Origin of the sequence: Nitrospira moscoviensis, assembly GCF_001273775.1 — a bacterium.
Classification (GTDB): Bacteria; Nitrospirota; Nitrospiria; order Nitrospirales; family Nitrospiraceae; genus Nitrospira_D; species Nitrospira_D moscoviensis.
In genome coordinates, this window is record NZ_CP011801.1 from 4,310,633 (window position 1) to 4,326,549 (window position 15,917).

A 15,917-nucleotide genomic window follows, 5' to 3' on the forward strand; every position below is an offset into this window, starting at 1 on the left:
GAATAATGAGCATCACCACTTATGATCACATAGAGGGCCAGGCGGAGGACACCGCGCAGAAGGAGGCGCGATTCAGCTTCGGAGAAAACTGGGCGCGCTTCCTCGATGTGCTGAACGAAGACCGTATTGCATCGGCGGAAAAGTCCCTGTGCCGGATGTTGGGGCTTCCCAATTTGTCTGGAAAGCGTTTCCTGGATGTCGGATCCGGCAGCGGCCTGTTCAGCTTGGCGGCACACCGGCTGGGTGCGCGCGTCCATTCCTTCGACCTTGATCCCCAGTCGGTTGCCTGCACCAAAGAGCTGCGCAGACGGTACGCCGTGAATGCCGCCGACTGGCGCATCGAACAGCACTCGGCGCTCGACGCCGATTACCTCTCTTCCCTCGGCTCTTTTGACATCGTCTATTCGTGGGGAGTGCTCCATCACACGGGAGCCATGTGGCGGGCGCTCGATCTGGTGCATCGTCCGGTGGTCGAAGGCGGCCTGCTGTTTGTCGCCATCTATAACGACACCGGGACACAAAGCGCCCGGTGGCTCCGCATCAAGCGTCTGTACAATAGGCTGCCTCGACCCCTCCGCATACCCTACGCCGTCGCCGTCGCGACACCCGGCGAAATCAAGGAGGCCCTGCGCTCATTGGTGACCGGCAACGCCGGCCACTACCTCCGAACGTGGGGCTCCAGCGGATACCGCGGCATGAGCCGCTGGCACGACACCCTCGATTGGATCGGAGGGTACCCGTATGAAGTGGCGAAACCGGAAGAGATTTTTGACTTCTACACAGAACGGCACTTTATCCTGCGCCGCATGAAGTGCGGGGGCGTCGGACTGGGGTGCAACGAGTTCGTCTTCGAAAAAACCGGGACGGCGCGCAGGCACGGGATCCCGGCTGGTGAGTAGACGCTCTGCCGGAGACTACCTTCCGCGGAACGATGAGGTCGGGATCGCCACGACGATATCATCCAGCGGATCGGCCTCCTGGTCTTTCCCGTCATGGCCCACGCTGTACATCACGCCCTTCTTCAAATTCACCAGCATGGGGAGCCCGGTATACGGATCGTAAAAATTCTGGCCGGCCTTTGCGATGCGGGCCAGGAGATCGGCGTCCTGAGGACCCCGGCGCAGCCAGGCTTGCAGACTCGCGAGGCGCAAGTGCGCGTCCGTATCGACCACCAGGCCGGTATAGCGATCCCACGCAGCCAACGGTTCAAGGCCGATGATGTTTTCGATCGGGTTGCCGAGGTAGTCCAACAACGACGCGGCGGGGTACCGGATGTAGTAGCTCCACTTCGGCATCGAGCCGTACCGGCCCTCCCCCGCGGCCTTGTAGGAGGCTTCGTAGTAGGCCGCGTAGTCGTTGAACCGGCGCTGCTTCGGCAAGGGCAGCGCGGCGGCGATGGTGGCATAGAGCGGCGGATCTTCGCCCTGTTCGGCCTTGAGCCGAGCCGCGAATGTCTTGGCGGCTGAGACCAGCTGGCTCTGCATCGGCCATCGAATCGAGAGCTCCACCTGATCGAGCGGACGAAGCATCTTGGCGAGGCGTCCCAGGTGTTTGCCGTCAAAATCCGGTTTCACCAGCAGACCGGACGCCACGGCGATGTTGTCATGGATGGCTTGCAGCGCCATCGTCTTGACCGGCAGCGTCTTGGCCTGACCGAGCGCGATGCGCCAGGCCTCCATGTCGGCTTCCAGCCGGTCCAGCCCGGCCTCCGATCCCTGCACGAACCCGTCGGCCAGATAGAGCCGATGGGTAAAGAGGATAGCGCCGCAGGGAGGGCTCATGGCTTGGCCGTATCCCCAATCTTCGAACGGCAGCTTGAGCCATTGTCTGTACCGGGCCAAGGCCGGCTCGGCCTGACCGGCCCAGCCCTTGATCGTGTCTTGATGGGACAGAAACCGGCCGGCCGGATCGCTTCCCCGAAACCATCCGCTCGCCACACTCTCCGACGCATTCGCCGGCCCGACCCCGCCTCCGTCACCCGGCCACCCCAGACAGGCGGCCGCCCTTGCCGCCTCCGCTCCGTCCGGTTTCCGTTCATAACCGGCCTGCAGAGGGTCGGAGCCCGGCGGGGCGTCGAATCCCAGCAGGAGCAGGTACCCGTTTTTTCTCGGATCCGACAAGGTCCGTTGCGGCGGCGTCGTCAGGCTGTGGAACGCCGGTGACGGAGGCTGTTCCATGATGAGCCAGGCCAGCCCGATTCCCCCGACCGTGAGCGCAGCCATCGCACAGAACAAGACGGTGAGCGCCAGGAGCGACATCGTGACGGCGCGCGTCGTCGAAAAACAGGATCCGACGAAGATCGTGACGGCGATGCGGATACGGGAGACCGCCGCTCCCACTCTGCGCCGCTTGGTTTTCGAGGGACGCTCCGGGGCGGCGGTCTTCGTGAAGCGGCCGGAGGATTCGAACAGCACATCGACGGCCGCCGCGGCGGTCGAGACGGACCCCGTGGCGCGCGACTCCGCTTGGGAGAACACTTGAGGCGCCGGCTCCACCGCGACGGGAGGCAGCGACTCGATGAAGCGGATCGCCTCGCCGGTCCTGATCCATTCTTCCTGTGGTTCTTCCTGTGGTGGATCGGGCGGGAGTGGCGCAGATTCCTGGAGCAGCGGGGGCGACGGCTTCGGTTCTTCCGCCGCTGGAGGCTCATGAGGGGTGAGAGACTCGGCTGGAAGCTCGGGCTCCGGCTGGGAAGCTTTCTTTCTCTTCTTCGCGGATGGTCGATGCGGCTGGATCGCCACTTCGCCGGTGCTCCAATGGGACAAGTCGACAGAAGGCGGCGCAGGAGCATGAGTGGACGGTGATGGCGTCTCGGGCATGGCGGGGCGGTCTGGTGGAGAAGATGGATATTCCAAGTGGACCGGCGCGCCGCTGCTTGCACCCCGAAGGGCCGAAGCCTCCGCGGCCGGCGCTACCGACGGCGCAGGCGGCTCAAATGCGAGACTCTGCGGTCCGGCAACCGGCGTTGAGCCTTCTTCCACGGACGGGGACGGTGCAACGGCGGCCGGGGCCGGCTGGCCTTCAGCCTTTTCCCTTTCCTGCACATGGCGATCCGCCGCCGATTCAGTTCCCATCGATTCGGTAACAACCGGCGTCGTCGAACTTATCGAGAACGACGGCGGCTCTGATTCCTCCTCTTTCAGATCAAAGGCCTGACTCAGATCGGGCGAGGAAGAGACAGCGGCGGAACCGGTTTCGTCGGCGCCGACCACGCGCATGTCCGGTTCCGGCTGTGGAGCCGGCCGTGGCTCGCCGATCGAACCGTTTGGCTCGTCCGTGATGGAAAGCGGCGCCGACGCAGCGGCTTCCGGCTGACGGGCTTCGTCAGTAAAGAGAAGCTGCCCGCTCGTCCCGCCCGTATCCGACACCTCCGCCGGCGCCTCGTCGACCGATGCGGGCGGGATCATGACCACCGTGTCTTGCACTTGATCCCACGGCATCGGCTGAGCGACCGAAGCAGCGGAAGCGGTCGCAGTGTCCGCCGCCGACGCCTGTTCAACCGGAGCAGGACTGATCGAAGCGGACTGGTCGCACGCAGGTGCGACAGACCCTATGGCATCGGAGCCCGTTTCTTGCGTCTCCGGTTGAGGCGCGTCTTCTACAGACTTGTCTCCGAATTTCCACGCGCCATTGAACAGCGATTCCCAGGAAAACGTCCCGTTCTTCAATGCCTCCAGGCTCGGCGTCGGGGCCGGCGCGTCCGGCGTGGCCGCGACTGATTCCCGGGCTGGTTCCGGCGGCGTGGGCTCTTGTCCGGCTTCTGGAAACGATGCGACGGAGGCGGAAGGGACGGCTGGAGCTTCGCCGGGAAGAGGGGGCGGTTCTTCGGCAACCGGTTGGGGAATATCGATGGTCGCCTCTTGAACCTGTTCCCAAGGCATGGGAGCGGGAACAGGACTCTCCCCTGAAACCGGGCCGGCCGGTTGCTCGATGTAGCCTTCCGGCTCCAGTGCCTGGACGCCTTCGGGTTCGGAAGGACCTGCTTCAGGAAGAATGGACTCGACCGCCGTGGTGTCTTCTGCCGGAACCCCGCCGGCCGGTGTGATTTCCACTGCTTCCGGCGGCAGCGGGGACGGCGGCTGGTCAGGCAACGATTCTCGGCGATCCTCTACAAGCGGCTCCGGCGTAACCATCGAAAGCGTGTCATCGACGGAGACGTCGGCCGTTGCTTGAAGACCGTCCGGCGGTTCCGGCGGCCCCGCAATCGACGGCTCGATGGATGGTCCCTCGACGCCTTCCTCCGAAGGCATCGGGCCCGCGACTGGTTCCAGTGCCGTGGAATCCTGGACCAGGCTCGCCACGTCGGGCGCCGTCGTCTCAGGCTGTGCGGCGGGAGGGGGAGCGATCAATTCTCCCGTCTGAGCGTCAAAGAACGGCGCGAGACGAAGCGCGACAGGGCTCGCCGGGGCCAGTTCACGAATCTTGGCGAACAATTGGGACGCATGCCCCGGATTTTCCGGATCGGGATCTTCGACCAGGATGTCGATGGCTTTGCCGTACTCGGTCACGGCTTCGAGCGCATCCCCCTTCTCTTCGTACACCGACCCAAGCTTTTCCAGGAAGGGGACGCACCGCGGACCCGCCGCCAAATATTCCCGCAACAGGGATTCGGCGAGCCAATAGTCCTGCCGCTCGAACGCTTCGGTAATAAGGGCATCAAACGCCTGGCGGGCCGGAATCAAACTGCCGAGCCGGAGATGGAGGGTGGCAAACAGTCGCCGCGCCTCCATGTTCGACGGATCGAGCGCGAGCAACTCCTTCAGCGCCGTGGACGACCGGCCGTATTTGCCGGCGTTCATTTGCGTGATGGCTTCTTCGAGCAGCGCGCTCTTTTTGCTGTAGCCGAGCACACCCCGTTTGTGGCTCCGGGCCGGCGACTTCTTCTCGGATTTTAGCGGGGTTCTCTTGTCTGCACGCACGCTACAACCTTAGCAGATGGCGGCTCGCTCGGAGGGCGCGTCGCCGGAGGATCCCCCTTGGGAAAGGGGACGGCCGGACCGATTGGCCTGAGCGATGGTGAAACCTTCCAGCGGACTGCAATCCAGGTGCCCTGCCCGCCGGCCCCACGTCGCGCGCAATATGCTGAGAACATGCAGACTTGCCATTCCCTCTATCCCCGTGGCGCCTGTAGGACTGGTCGGTTTTTGAACACTTCGGTGAAGAAGCCCTCCGCGATCGCTGCGGCGGGCCGACCATCGAAATCGAGAGACGGTCTTTAGAAACAGCCGGCCGCGGCCGATGAGAGACATGGCGTGGGGAACGCCTGCCGACGGGACTGACCCGGAGCTTTCCGCGTGAAACGCGTCGTTATTGAGGACCTGCAGCCCGGAATGGTGCTCGCGAAGCCGGTCGTGAACGGCGCCGGCCTTCCCGTCGTGGCCGCCGGCGCGCAGCTCGACAGCACGATGATTCAGCGGCTGAGCACGCTCGCCGTGACGGCCGTCTATGTGGAGGGCGAATCCGGCGACACGGCCGGACAAACGCTGGCGGAATTGGCGGCCGGTCTGGAGCGCCGGTTCCGAGGCGTCGTGCAGGATCCTGTGCAACGCCTGATTTTCGAACGCCTGCTGGCCCATCTCCGTTCGACGCGCGGAATGCTCGACCCCGACCGATCGGCCGACAGATGAACCACACCGGAGCCGCCGCCTTACGAACTCGACTCGATCAGCTCGGAGAACTGCCGACGCTGCCTCACGTCGTGCAGAAGCTGGCTTCCACCATCGGCCGCCCCAATGTCTCGGCGGAAGAAATCGGCGGGCTCATCGAAAAAGACCAAGTGCTGTCGGCCAAGGTGCTGCGGTTGGCCAATTCTCCCTTCTATGGGTTTCCGGCTCGCATCGCCTCGGTCGGTCACGCGGTGGTCATTCTCGGCCTCAACGTCGTGAAGGGGCTCACGCTTTGCGCGACCGCCTTCGACATGATGAAGGACGCGGGCATGGATCAGTTGTGGCGGCATTCCCTCGGCGTCGCCATCACCGCGCAAATCCTCGGAACGTGGAAAGCGATGAAAAACCCGGAGGAGGTGTTTGTCGCGGGCCTGCTCCATGACATCGGCAAGGTCGTGCTTTATGTCAAATGGGCCGACGTAGGCGCCCGCATCAAAGCGGCGCAGCGCGTCGGGGACCGCCCCCTCCTCTCGATCGAACAGGAGCTGCTCGATCTCACCCATGCCGACGTGGGAGGCTGGCTGGCGCATGCGTGGCACTTGCCGACCACGCTGCGGGAGCCGATGCAATTTCACCACACGCCGGCGGCCGCGCAGGAGGCTCCGCTGCACACCGCGATCGTCCATGTGGCCGACGTGCTGGTGAAGGGATGGGGCTGCGGCAATCCGGGCGACGACCAGGTGCCGGCACTTTCCCGGCAGGCGTGGGAGTTGGTGGGACTCGACGAGGCGGCGCTGGACGCCTGCATCGCGAAAGCCGCCGAGGAGTTCGCGACCATCGACGACTACCTATGAGCCGTCCCTCCTCGACCCGCCGTATCTTGTTGCTGCACCACGACCCGGCCGAGATCCAGACCATCAGCCAAGCGCTGAACAAGGCCGGTTTCAGCGTGGTGGAAGCGGACGCGGCGCGGATGGCCCTTCATGAGCTGGTGCATGATCCGCCCTGCCTGATGCTGGCCGCCGAAGGAGCGGGCGGCCGATCGGTGGACACGCTCGCGCACCAGCTCAAGCACGATCCCTTTCTGGGACGTTTGCCGCTGATCGTGCTCGTGCGCGGGAGCCGCCTCAACGACATCGATTGGAGCGCGGTCGGCGTCGACGATTACGTCACAGTGCCGTCTCATCCCGAGGAGGTCGTGCAACGGGTCAGGCTGTGCCTGAGCCGTCTGACCCGGTCGCTCGATGCCAACCCCTTGACCCGGCTCCCGGGCAATACCACGATCCTGCACGAGACGACGGCTCGCATCGAGAGCGGGCAACCGTTCGCACTGGCCTATCTCGACATCGACAACTTCAAATCCTTCAACGACCGCTACGGCTATGGGCGCGGGGACGAAGTGCTCGTCGTGACCTGCCGCATTCTCACCACCGTGGTGGGAGAACTGGCGGGACCGGACGGGTTCGTCGGCCATGTCGGCGGCGACGATTTTGTGCTCATGAGCGCGCCGGCGGCGATCGACGCGATTTGTGAGACGGTGATCAAACGGTTCGATCTGGTCATCCCGGACTTCTACGATCGCGAGGATCGAGCGCGGGGCTCTATCGATTCGGTGGACCGCCGCGGGAACCGGGAGCAGTTTCCTTTGATGAGCGTTTCGATCGCGGTGGTGGCGAACGACGGTCGGCGCATCACCCATCCGGGCGATGTCAGCAAGATCGCCTCCGAGCTGAAAAAGCGCGCCAAATCTCTGCCGGGCAGCGTGTTCGTCAAGGATGAGCGGGCGAGCTAGAAGGGGCCGGAAGGCAGCGCGGCGACCAGGCGGCTCGGAAGCGGGCTAGACGCAGAGCTCGAAGTCTTCGCAGGCGTCCGACGTGAAGCGCAAACCGATTTCATAGACGTAGCCAGCGGTCAGCGCGTTGCCCCGCTCATGACAGTTGCGGGCGAGCACCTTGGCGCAGCGCAAACAGTGTTGGACGCCTTCCCAAGACACGTGCCCGGCCAAATGTTGGATCGGCTTGCCGGTCTCCACCGGCGGATCCGGCATGAGCACTTTGCGGACCTCCAACACCAGCCGCTGCGCATGTTCCCCTGACGCGAGATCCGACCCATCGAGCACCAGCACAAGCAGGCCCAGCGCCCGGACCGGATCGCCGTTCGCTTCGTCAAGGAGGCGTTGCGCAAAGGCCTGTACTTTTTCTTGAAGCAGCCGGTCCATTTTGTTGTCGTCTCTCTCGCCGTGCGCGGTGAATCGCCGCCGTGTTGCATTGCGAATCGCACGATGTATGCCACTGATGCTGTTCACCGATCGTCCTTGGAAGCTTCCTCTTACGGAGCCGTCTCCCGCGCGGTAGGGTCTATTGGGCGGGACGTCCGTAGAGCCAAAAAACCGCGACCGTCCTTATTGATCATCGTGGCAATGTAGTAGAAACTTCAATTACTTACTCCTCTTTTGTCGGGGGCATCGCCCGCTCTGAAGACGTTCGGACTATGTTGACGCATCCTCCGGGTGATCATGAGTTCGGCTCCCTCGCTCCGATTCCGGTTCGTTCCAGTTTGAACAGTCACTTCCCATTTCTCGGCACTCCGAAACGACCTGATGCGGCGCTGGGTATCGATGACCCGGACGCCCACCTACGGCATTCTGTCCGATCAACGCTTACCCTCAGGGAGGACTCCCATGGAGACGTCGCAGGCAGACTTGTTACAGGACTTTTCGCAGGTCACGCGCGCGTTCGAGCAGCTCAGCCAACGACTCTCGGAAGTCGCGGAACAGGTCCGCACCTCCGGCATCCTCCCCTCCGACAGCTTGATTGACGAGATCGCCACCTCGCGACGGAGCTTCATCGAGTTGCGCCATCGGGCGCTCGAGCTCGTCGGCCTGCTCGCCGGCTCCTCACCGAAGCCGGCGGACGAGATCGAATCGATGAAGGACCTGGAGGCGCTGTTGCAATTGGCGGCGGACGCGCAGCGGAAGAAAGCGCAGGACGAAAAGGCGCGCGTGCGGGCGCTCACCGTCCTGGACCGGATCTTGTCCTTGATCCATCGCGAGAAACCGGAGTTCTCTCCGCTCGATGACGCGCAGGCACAGGCCCGGGCGCTCCGGGAGGCGCTGCGAAGCCACGAGGGACCGGACCTCCATCCCGCTGTCGTTCCGCTGGCCCAGGGACGCCACCCGCTCGCGGAACTGCTCACCCTCGTGGAAGGCTCCGGCGATCTCGATGACGATCTCTGGCTCCTCTTGAAACATGCCGTGGCGGAGAACTTCGGCAAGTCCCTGGCCATGAGCGCCGCTCGGGGAAAGCTGGGCCCGTCGCCCGGCCGGTTGATCCAGGAGCACGGGGCCTCCGACGCGAAAAACGGTCACAAGCCCGCTCCGGTCAGCACGACCTTTACCGACGGGGACTCGCAGTCCTAGCCCATCCGCTTACCCCCGACACCGAGCCGCTTCCGGGACTTTGACGAGATTCTCTCCGCCCGCCTGTCCTCCCTCCGTCTTCATCCCGATCGTCACGTGGCGCACCGTATGATGTTTGTGCAGACCGGCGCCCCACCTGGATCGGCATGGTTGAGTCCCTTCGGAGCCTGTGATACGGTCTCCCCTGCCTGGGAACTGGACCTTTCCCTCACAAAGACCGCGGAGAATCACCGGACCATGCATGATCCTTGTCAGACGGCCGGCCTCAGGGGCGGCCGGGGCCTGCTCTTGACCCTCTGTCTCGTCCTCAGCCTGTTCGGGGGACCGCAAATCCTCCGGGCTCAGGGAACCTCCGCGCAGCCGGCCAAGATCGGACTCGACTTCAATGATGTGGAGATCCCCGTGTTCGTGCGTTTCATCAGCGAACTGACCGGCAAGAATTTCGTGCTCGATGAAACGGTCAAGAAGCAGGGCGGCAAGATTTCCGTGTTTTCGCCCACGAAAGTCACGCCGGAGCAGGCCTTCAACATGTTCGTTTCGGCCTTGGAAGTCGCCCGGCTCGCGGTCGTGCCGAAGGGCAGCGTGTACCAGATCGTGCAGATGGGAGACCTGCCGCCCGAACGGGGCGTCTTCGTCTACAAGCTGAAGCATGCGAACGCCACCGACCTGGCCGCGGTGCTCACCAACCTGGTGGCGCGCTCGCAGACGGTCGCCCAGACCGCGCCCGGCGCCCGCCCGCCGATCCGGCCGCTGACGGAGTTTGAAGCGCCCGTGCAAGTCTTCGCGGACAAGGCGACCAATTCGATTATCGTCAGCGCCACGAAATCGGCCTATGCCCGAATCCAATCCGTGATCCGGGATTTGGACGCCAGACGCAAACAAGTCTTCGTGGAAGCCGTCATTCTGGAAGTGACCGTCGACCGGTTGAGACAAATCGGCAGCGATCCGCTGCAGGTGATCGGCGCCGGCCGGTTCGGCTCGTTCCAAGGCATCGGCGGATTCAATCGCGCGCCCGAAGACTTGGCCTCCATCGCGCAGACGATCAGCGGCGTCGCGGCGGGAGCGGCGACCGGCGGCGCGGTCACCGTGCTCAACACCGTCAACGTCCGCAGCTTTCTCCAGTTGCTGCTCAGTTTGACGGACACGAATATCCTGTCCACACCTCAAGTCCTCGCCGCCGACAATCAGAAAGCCAAGATCGTCGTCGGTGAAAATCGGCCGTTTCCCACCGGCCAGGCACAAGGTATTACGGGCGGCACCCTGGTCACGATCGAACGGAGAGACGTCGGCGTCACGCTGGAGCTGACTCCGCAAGTCCTCGAAGACGACCTCATTCGCCTGGAGATCAAACAGGAGATCACCGCCATCGCCGAAAACGTGGCGCAGACGATCGGATCGGGCGCCGCCACGGTGCCCGTCGGCCCTACGACGACCAAACGGTCCATGGAAACGACCACCATCGCGAAAGATCAACAGACCCTCGTGGTCGGCGGCCTCGTGCGGGATAACGTGACGCTCAGCGAGCGGAAAGTGCCGCTGCTGGGAGACATTCCGTTCCTCGGCTGGCTCTTTCGCTTCCAAAGCCGGCAAACCGAAAAGCTCAACCTGTTGGTGTTCCTGACCCCCCAGCTCGTGCGCGACGAAATCGACATGGCGGATCTGAATGCCCGGAAAGCCAAGGAGATGAACGTGCTGCAGCGGGAAAACCGGATCGAAGAGCCGACCAGACTGAAGCAGGAAATCATCGAGCGCCTCGAACGCCCCGTCGACACGCCGCTTCCCCCCGCCGAGACGCCGGTCAAAACGCCCTAGCTTGCTCCCCTCCTCCGGGGGATAGAGCAGGCCAAGAGAAACCCTCTACACTGACGCCCATTGGAGGGGTGCGATGTCTGAGGGCGTCCTTCGATTCCGTTCTTCACGTCGGTTTCCCACCGCGTATCCGGTCGTGTTCGCCGGGGCGCCGTTTGTCGGGGAAGGTCGGCTCTCAGATCTTTCGTTGACCGGTTGCGCCGTCACCACCGATCGCACGGTGCTGATCGGAAGCTACGTCAAGCTGAGCCTGCTACTGCCCAATCAACCGAGGGCGCTACTCATCGAACTGGGACGCATCCGCTGGGTGCGGGGCCAGGCCTTCGGCGTGGAGTTTATCCGGTTGCCGTCGATAGCCCGACAGCAGCTGGACCGGAAGGAATGGGAACGGTTGATGATTCAGTCGACGGCACGCGCCCCCGTCACGGCAAGTTGATTACCCCCGACCCGCTGTCCCCCATTTTGGAAGCAGACCGTAGGGCCCCGACTAGGGCTTTTCCCAGTATCCTCATTCCTGAATCCTCTCTACCAATATCGTAAGTAAATACTCTCCATGGCGTTCACTGTCGACAACAAGAGGACAGGACGATGATAGTGGTTGTCGAAACAGTTATGACTTGCCGGAACCCCTAATTTGGGGCACAGTCCGATAGTGGCATCGCACCTCACCGTGGAATTCTCTCCATGCATGCGTTTACGTTCGAACTGTCGGCCCTACGCCATGCGAGCCGGTTTACCTTATGGATCGCTCCCCTTTTGTTCGCCGCCTGTGCACAGGGCGGAGACGGGAACGGGTCCTCCGCTCCTCTCGCCGCCGTCTCGGCAGCCGCTGCGCCGTCGACCCTCACCGGTCTCGATTTCCCCGGATCTGCCGGCGTCTCCACTACGATGCGTTTCAAGTTCGCGCGACCCGATCTGAACGGCCTCCCCATCTATGGACCGTCCAACGCCGGAGTGACCTACATTTGGCGCGCCTATCCGAGGCGACAACGCGGCTACTACACCGCATTCTTTTGGGGGAACGACGATTTCCCGTTCACGTGGCATAACGGGGACGCCGATACGTACTACGGAGCCCATCCTTACCCGTGGCCCGACGAACCGATCGGGTCAACCCACAGGTGGGAAATCGCGGTCGATGCCGGAGACGTGTTGGGCAGCGCCGTCGTCTATGACCGTTGGTATACGCAGGCGTTCCGGGTATGGGCGGACGCGACGGGCAAGCACCATGAATTCTATTGGGATCTTCCCAACACCGACCCCAGTCATGTGGTGGTGTGGAATAGCCCCCCGAGCAAGAACAACGTGAATCCTCCCTCTCCCGCCCTCACGTGGGGGGACGCGCCCTGGGCGCCGGGCGGGGAAGTCTGGTGCGGCATTCTCCGGGGCTTTCAGATTTATGCGACGAAGCTGTCGTTGTCGGACCTGCAAAGCGAAGTGGGGAGCCCCCTATCGACCGCAGCCGGAGCATCAAGCGTCTGGTATTTGAATCTCAACCCAACCCCCGGCGACATTACAGACAAGAGCGGGCGGGGTCACAACCCCGTGTGGGTGGGGAATGAGCGGCCGGCACTCTATACACAAAACGCGGGCAGTCCCCTCGCTTCAAACGATACGTACGCGGCACAGAGCGGCGTCTTATTGACGGTCTCTGCGCCAGGCGTCCTCACCGACGATACCAGTCCCAATGGCGGCTCTCTCAGCGCCATCCTCGTCTCCGGCACGAGCAATGGGACGCTGACATTCAATCCCAACGGGAGCTTCAGCTATGTGCCGAACGCCGGCTTTACCGGATCCGATTCCTTCTCGTATCAGGCGACCGACGGCACACTGCCGTCCGATCCTGCGATCGTCACGTTGACCGTCAGCGCCACCAACCGCCCGCCGACCGCCGTCATCGATAGCTATGCGGGACTCGCAGGTTCACCGCTGACCGTGCAGCCCCCCGGTATCCTCGGCAATGATACCGACCCGGACAGCGGTGCATTGAGCGCCGTCCTGGTCTCCGGTACAACGAGCGGGGTGCTGGCGCTCAATCCGAACGGCGGGTTCAGTTATGTCCCGGCCGCCGGCTTCACCGGCACCGATTCTTTCACCTATCACGTGAGTGACGGCGCGCTGCAATCGAATGTCGTGACGGTTACCTTGACGGTCGGCGGCGGCCAACAGCCGCCGACCGCCGCCAATGATTCCTATACCGCACCGGTCGGTTCGACGTTGACCGTACCGGCTCCCGGCGTCCTCAGTAACGATACCGATCCGGACGGCGGCGCATTGAGCGCCGTCCTGGTCTCCGGTACAACCAACGGCACACTCACACTGAATCCCGATGGAAGCTTCGGCTACGTCCCGAACGCCGGTTTCACCGGTTCTGACTCCTTCTCCTACCAAGCCGCCGGCGGCGCATTGACGTCCAAGTCAGCCACGGTCACCCTCACGGTCAATGCGTCAACCGGGCCCTTTACCGTTTTCCCCGCTTCCATGACCTATACCGGAACCGTCAACGGACCTCCTCAGGACGCCGGCGTCACCATCATGAACAATCGAAGCACGAACCTGAAAGTCACATGGAACGATAATATCTGGTGGCTGGTCGCAACGTCCGGCGATGTCGTGACCATTCCGCCCGGTGGCTCGGCCAGCATCATTCATACTGCATCGATGGCAGGGGTGAGCCCGGGCACCTACCGCGGAACCGCTACTTTAAGAGGCGGGGGAGTCACGCAGCGTATTACAGTGACACTGATCGTAAAGTAACAAGGAGGAGCACGCATTGGGGTGGATGACGGGTTTCGAACCCGCGACCTCCGGATCCACAATCCGGCGCTCTAACCAACTGAGCTACATCCACCACGCGAGAGGTTGAGGCGGGAGGGCGAATCTTAGCAAACGGGAACTTGCGCCCGCAACCGGCTAGATCGGCCGGGCATCGAACGCCGCCTGCATTTCCGACACGATGGTGGTCACGGTCGCCACCGGGTCGGCTGCGTCTCGGATCGGGCGGCCGATGACGAGATAGTCTGCGCCGGCGGCGATCGTTTGGGTGGGCGTGGTCGCCCTGGCGTGATCATCCACCCCCTTCCCGGCCGGGCGGACGCCCGGCGTGACGATGACGAATCGCGGGCCGACTTTTTGTCTGATGGCCGCCGGCTCTTCTCCGGAGGCGACCACGCCGTCACAGCCGACTTCCGAGGCGAGCAGAGCCCGCGCCGCCACCAAATCCTGCACGCTTCGTTGAATGCCCATGTCGCGAAGATCCTGGCTGTCGAAATTGGTGAGCACCGTGACCGCTAAAAGCTTGAGCGACGAGCCTTCCCGCCCCTGAACCGCCGCGGTGAGCGCCTTCCGATTGGCGTGGATCGTCAGAAAATCCACCCCCATGGCCGCCACCCGCGCCGTCGCGCGTCGAACGGTTTCCTCGATGTCGAGAAACTTGAGGTCGAGAAACACCCGCATGCCGCGCCCGACCACCCGCTTGATCATGTCCGGACCGGCCGCCGTGTAGAGCTCCAGGCCGATCTTGACGAACGAGATGTGGCCCTGCAGCCGGTCTAAGAGTCGGTCGGCCTCCGCCGCAGACGGCACATCGAGCGCGAAGATCAGCCGGTCGCGCGCCGCAATCTTGGACATGGACTCCTCCTTTTGTACTGCCGATCCTTGACGGTCAGCGAGGCCCTGTGATAGAAGTCAGCTTCTTTTTTGGGAGGAATGTACGATGCCGGTGATCCATAAGTCCACGATCCGACGCGCCCGTCAGGCCGAACGCCGCCGCGAGCAGAACCGCGCCACCATGAACACCGTGAAGACGCTGGTCAAAAAGGTCCAATCCGCCGTCGCGGAGAAGAAGGCTGAAGAAGCAAAGACGTTGTTGCGCGAAGCCGCCTCGGCGATCGGAAAGGCCGTGTCCAAGGGAGTCGTCAAGCGGAATACCGCATCCCGCCGTATTTCCCGTCTGACCCTGCACGTCAACGCCCTGTCCGCCCCGCGCTCGTAATCGTCCGCACATTGGGCAGGCTCCGCGTCTGACCGCGCCCGCCGACGTTCGGACGCCGTCCGGACGGCCCCGGGGGAGCCTGTGTCGCCGCGTCGCACAGGCGCAGCAGCAGCCGCTCCATCACGATTCTGGGATGGCTCTGACTCCCGCCCTTCAAAAGCCCGTCGGTTTCGAGGAAGAGCGGCAACGCGGCTTGCAAGTGCGCGTGGGAAAACCGACTCAGAAACTCCCGCACCCTGGTCGGATCCATCCGCAGGGTGCGAGCTGCCTCGCCCTCCCGTCCACCGGCCTCGAACTGGTCTTTGACTTTCCAGAGGCGGCGGTACTGCCAGGCTAAGGAACCCAGGATGCGCAGCGGCGCTTCGCCGGCGTCGAGATTGCGCGCGAGGATGGACAGGGTCCTGGCGCGATCCCCGCCGGCGATGGCGAGCGTGAGGTCGAACACCGACGCGCCCGGCTCCGTCCCGCGAAGCATCTGCACGTCGTCGGCGGTCGCCAGCCGGCCTGCCGTCACATAGGACGCGAGTTTCTCCAATTCTCGCCGCAGGCCGTAGAGCGATCCGCCGCCGATCTCCTTGAGCACCTGCACGGCCTCATCCTGCAAGCGAACTCCCAGACGGGCGGCTTCCCGTGTGATCCACGGACCCAACTGCGCCTCGCGCAGCGGAGAACAATCCACAGTCACGGCGGCGCGGGCCAACGCCTGGGAAAACTTGAGACGACCGTCCAGCTTGGGGCAGACGAACACCAACGTGGTCGTCCCCACCGGGTCTTTCAGGTACGGCAGCAGCGCGTCGCTTTCGCGCGCCGACAGTTTCTCGGCGGACTTTACGACGACCAACCGGCGCTCGGCAAACACCGGCATCTCCGACGCGCAATTCACAATATCGGCGCCATGGGCCTCATCGCCGTAGAACTGATCGAAGTTGAAGTCCCCCTGGTCCCCCAGAATTCCGGTTTTGAGCGACGCCAGGGCCCCATCCCGCAACAGGTCCTCCTCGCCCGTGATCAAGTACAGCGGCGCAGGCGATTGTTGTTTCAGCGCCTGGTCCAGTTGAAGAGCGGTGAGCGAGGAAGCCGCCATGGTGAT

At 63.5% G+C, this 15,917-nt stretch carries 13 protein-coding genes and 1 tRNA gene; 9 read left to right on the forward strand and 5 right to left on the reverse strand.

Going from position 1 to position 15,917, the window contains the following annotated elements; genetic code table 11:
- The first annotated feature begins 5 nt into the window (after positions 1 to 5).
- Positions 6 to 899: a class I SAM-dependent methyltransferase gene (locus NITMOv2_RS20995; protein ID WP_083448278.1), complete on the forward strand. Its 894-nt coding sequence runs from the start codon at positions 6 to 8 to the stop codon at positions 897 to 899.
- 15 nt (positions 900 to 914) lie between these two features.
- On the opposite strand, the gene NITMOv2_RS21000 is transcribed toward NITMOv2_RS20995, so the two are convergent.
- Positions 915 to 4,919 carry a tetratricopeptide repeat protein gene (locus NITMOv2_RS21000; protein ID WP_145976465.1) on the reverse strand — a complete coding sequence of 1,335 codons (4,005 nt, stop codon included), beginning with the start codon at positions 4,917 to 4,919 and terminating at the stop codon, positions 915 to 917.
- Between the two features lie 375 nt (positions 4,920 to 5,294).
- Here NITMOv2_RS21000 and NITMOv2_RS21005 point away from each other — a divergent pair, with 375 nt between their 5' ends.
- From NITMOv2_RS21005 to NITMOv2_RS21015, 3 genes are read left to right on the forward strand one after another with little or no spacing between them, the layout of a single operon-like run.
- The gene (locus tag NITMOv2_RS21005) at positions 5,295 to 5,627 is read left to right on the forward strand and encodes a hypothetical protein (protein ID WP_053381715.1); all 333 of its coding nucleotides are present in this window, start codon (positions 5,295 to 5,297) and stop codon (positions 5,625 to 5,627) included.
- Complete coding sequence (locus NITMOv2_RS21010) at positions 5,624 to 6,460, forward strand: HDOD domain-containing protein (RefSeq protein ID WP_053381716.1); 837 nt, start codon at positions 5,624 to 5,626, stop codon at positions 6,458 to 6,460. The genes NITMOv2_RS21005 and NITMOv2_RS21010 overlap by 4 nt, the downstream gene beginning before the upstream one ends.
- Positions 6,457 to 7,398 (forward strand): GGDEF domain-containing protein, encoded by a 942-nt coding sequence (locus NITMOv2_RS21015; RefSeq protein WP_053381717.1) that lies wholly within the window; start codon positions 6,457 to 6,459, stop codon positions 7,396 to 7,398. Before NITMOv2_RS21010 ends, NITMOv2_RS21015 begins: the two co-directional genes overlap by 4 nt.
- A gap of 45 nt (positions 7,399 to 7,443) precedes the next feature.
- Here NITMOv2_RS21015 and NITMOv2_RS21020 read toward each other — a convergent pair whose 3' ends face one another.
- Positions 7,444 to 7,911 (reverse strand): hypothetical protein, encoded by a 468-nt coding sequence (locus NITMOv2_RS21020; protein WP_053381718.1) that lies wholly within the window; start codon positions 7,909 to 7,911, stop codon positions 7,444 to 7,446.
- A 375-nt stretch (positions 7,912 to 8,286) separates the two neighbouring features.
- Between NITMOv2_RS21020 and NITMOv2_RS21025 the strand changes: the two genes are divergently transcribed.
- From NITMOv2_RS21025 to NITMOv2_RS21040, 4 genes are all read left to right on the forward strand, one after another.
- The gene (locus tag NITMOv2_RS21025; RefSeq protein WP_053381719.1) at positions 8,287 to 9,024 is read left to right on the forward strand and encodes a hypothetical protein; all 738 of its coding nucleotides are present in this window, start codon (positions 8,287 to 8,289) and stop codon (positions 9,022 to 9,024) included.
- 237 nt (positions 9,025 to 9,261) lie between these two features.
- Entirely contained in the window at positions 9,262 to 10,836 is a 1,575-nt protein-coding gene (locus tag NITMOv2_RS21030; protein ID WP_053381720.1) for a secretin N-terminal domain-containing protein, read from the forward strand.
- A 73-nt stretch (positions 10,837 to 10,909) separates the two neighbouring features.
- The gene (locus NITMOv2_RS21035; protein WP_053381721.1) at positions 10,910 to 11,269 is read left to right on the forward strand and encodes a PilZ domain-containing protein; all 360 of its coding nucleotides are present in this window, start codon (positions 10,910 to 10,912) and stop codon (positions 11,267 to 11,269) included.
- A 248-nt stretch (positions 11,270 to 11,517) separates the two neighbouring features.
- Complete coding sequence (locus tag NITMOv2_RS21040) at positions 11,518 to 13,590, forward strand: cadherin-like domain-containing protein (protein ID WP_053381722.1); 2,073 nt, start codon at positions 11,518 to 11,520, stop codon at positions 13,588 to 13,590.
- Between the two features lie 17 nt (positions 13,591 to 13,607).
- Here the strand turns inward: NITMOv2_RS21040 and NITMOv2_RS21045 are convergent.
- Positions 13,608 to 13,684 (reverse strand) — tRNA-His (locus NITMOv2_RS21045).
- Positions 13,685 to 13,746: 62 nt separating this feature from the next.
- Positions 13,747 to 14,463 carry an orotidine-5'-phosphate decarboxylase gene (gene pyrF / locus NITMOv2_RS21050; RefSeq protein ID WP_053381723.1) on the reverse strand — a complete coding sequence of 239 codons (717 nt, stop codon included), beginning with the start codon at positions 14,461 to 14,463 and terminating at the stop codon, positions 13,747 to 13,749.
- A gap of 85 nt (positions 14,464 to 14,548) precedes the next feature.
- Here pyrF and rpsT point away from each other — a divergent pair, with 85 nt between their 5' ends.
- Positions 14,549 to 14,827: a 30S ribosomal protein S20 gene (gene rpsT, locus NITMOv2_RS21055; protein ID WP_053381724.1), complete on the forward strand. Its 279-nt coding sequence runs from the start codon at positions 14,549 to 14,551 to the stop codon at positions 14,825 to 14,827.
- On the opposite strand, the gene holA is transcribed toward rpsT, so the two are convergent.
- Complete coding sequence (holA, locus tag NITMOv2_RS21060; RefSeq protein ID WP_053381725.1) at positions 14,799 to 15,911, reverse strand: DNA polymerase III subunit delta; 1,113 nt, start codon at positions 15,909 to 15,911, stop codon at positions 14,799 to 14,801. The two genes, rpsT and holA, sit on opposite strands and share 29 nt — an antisense overlap.
- Between the last annotated feature and the right edge of the window lie 6 nt (positions 15,912 to 15,917).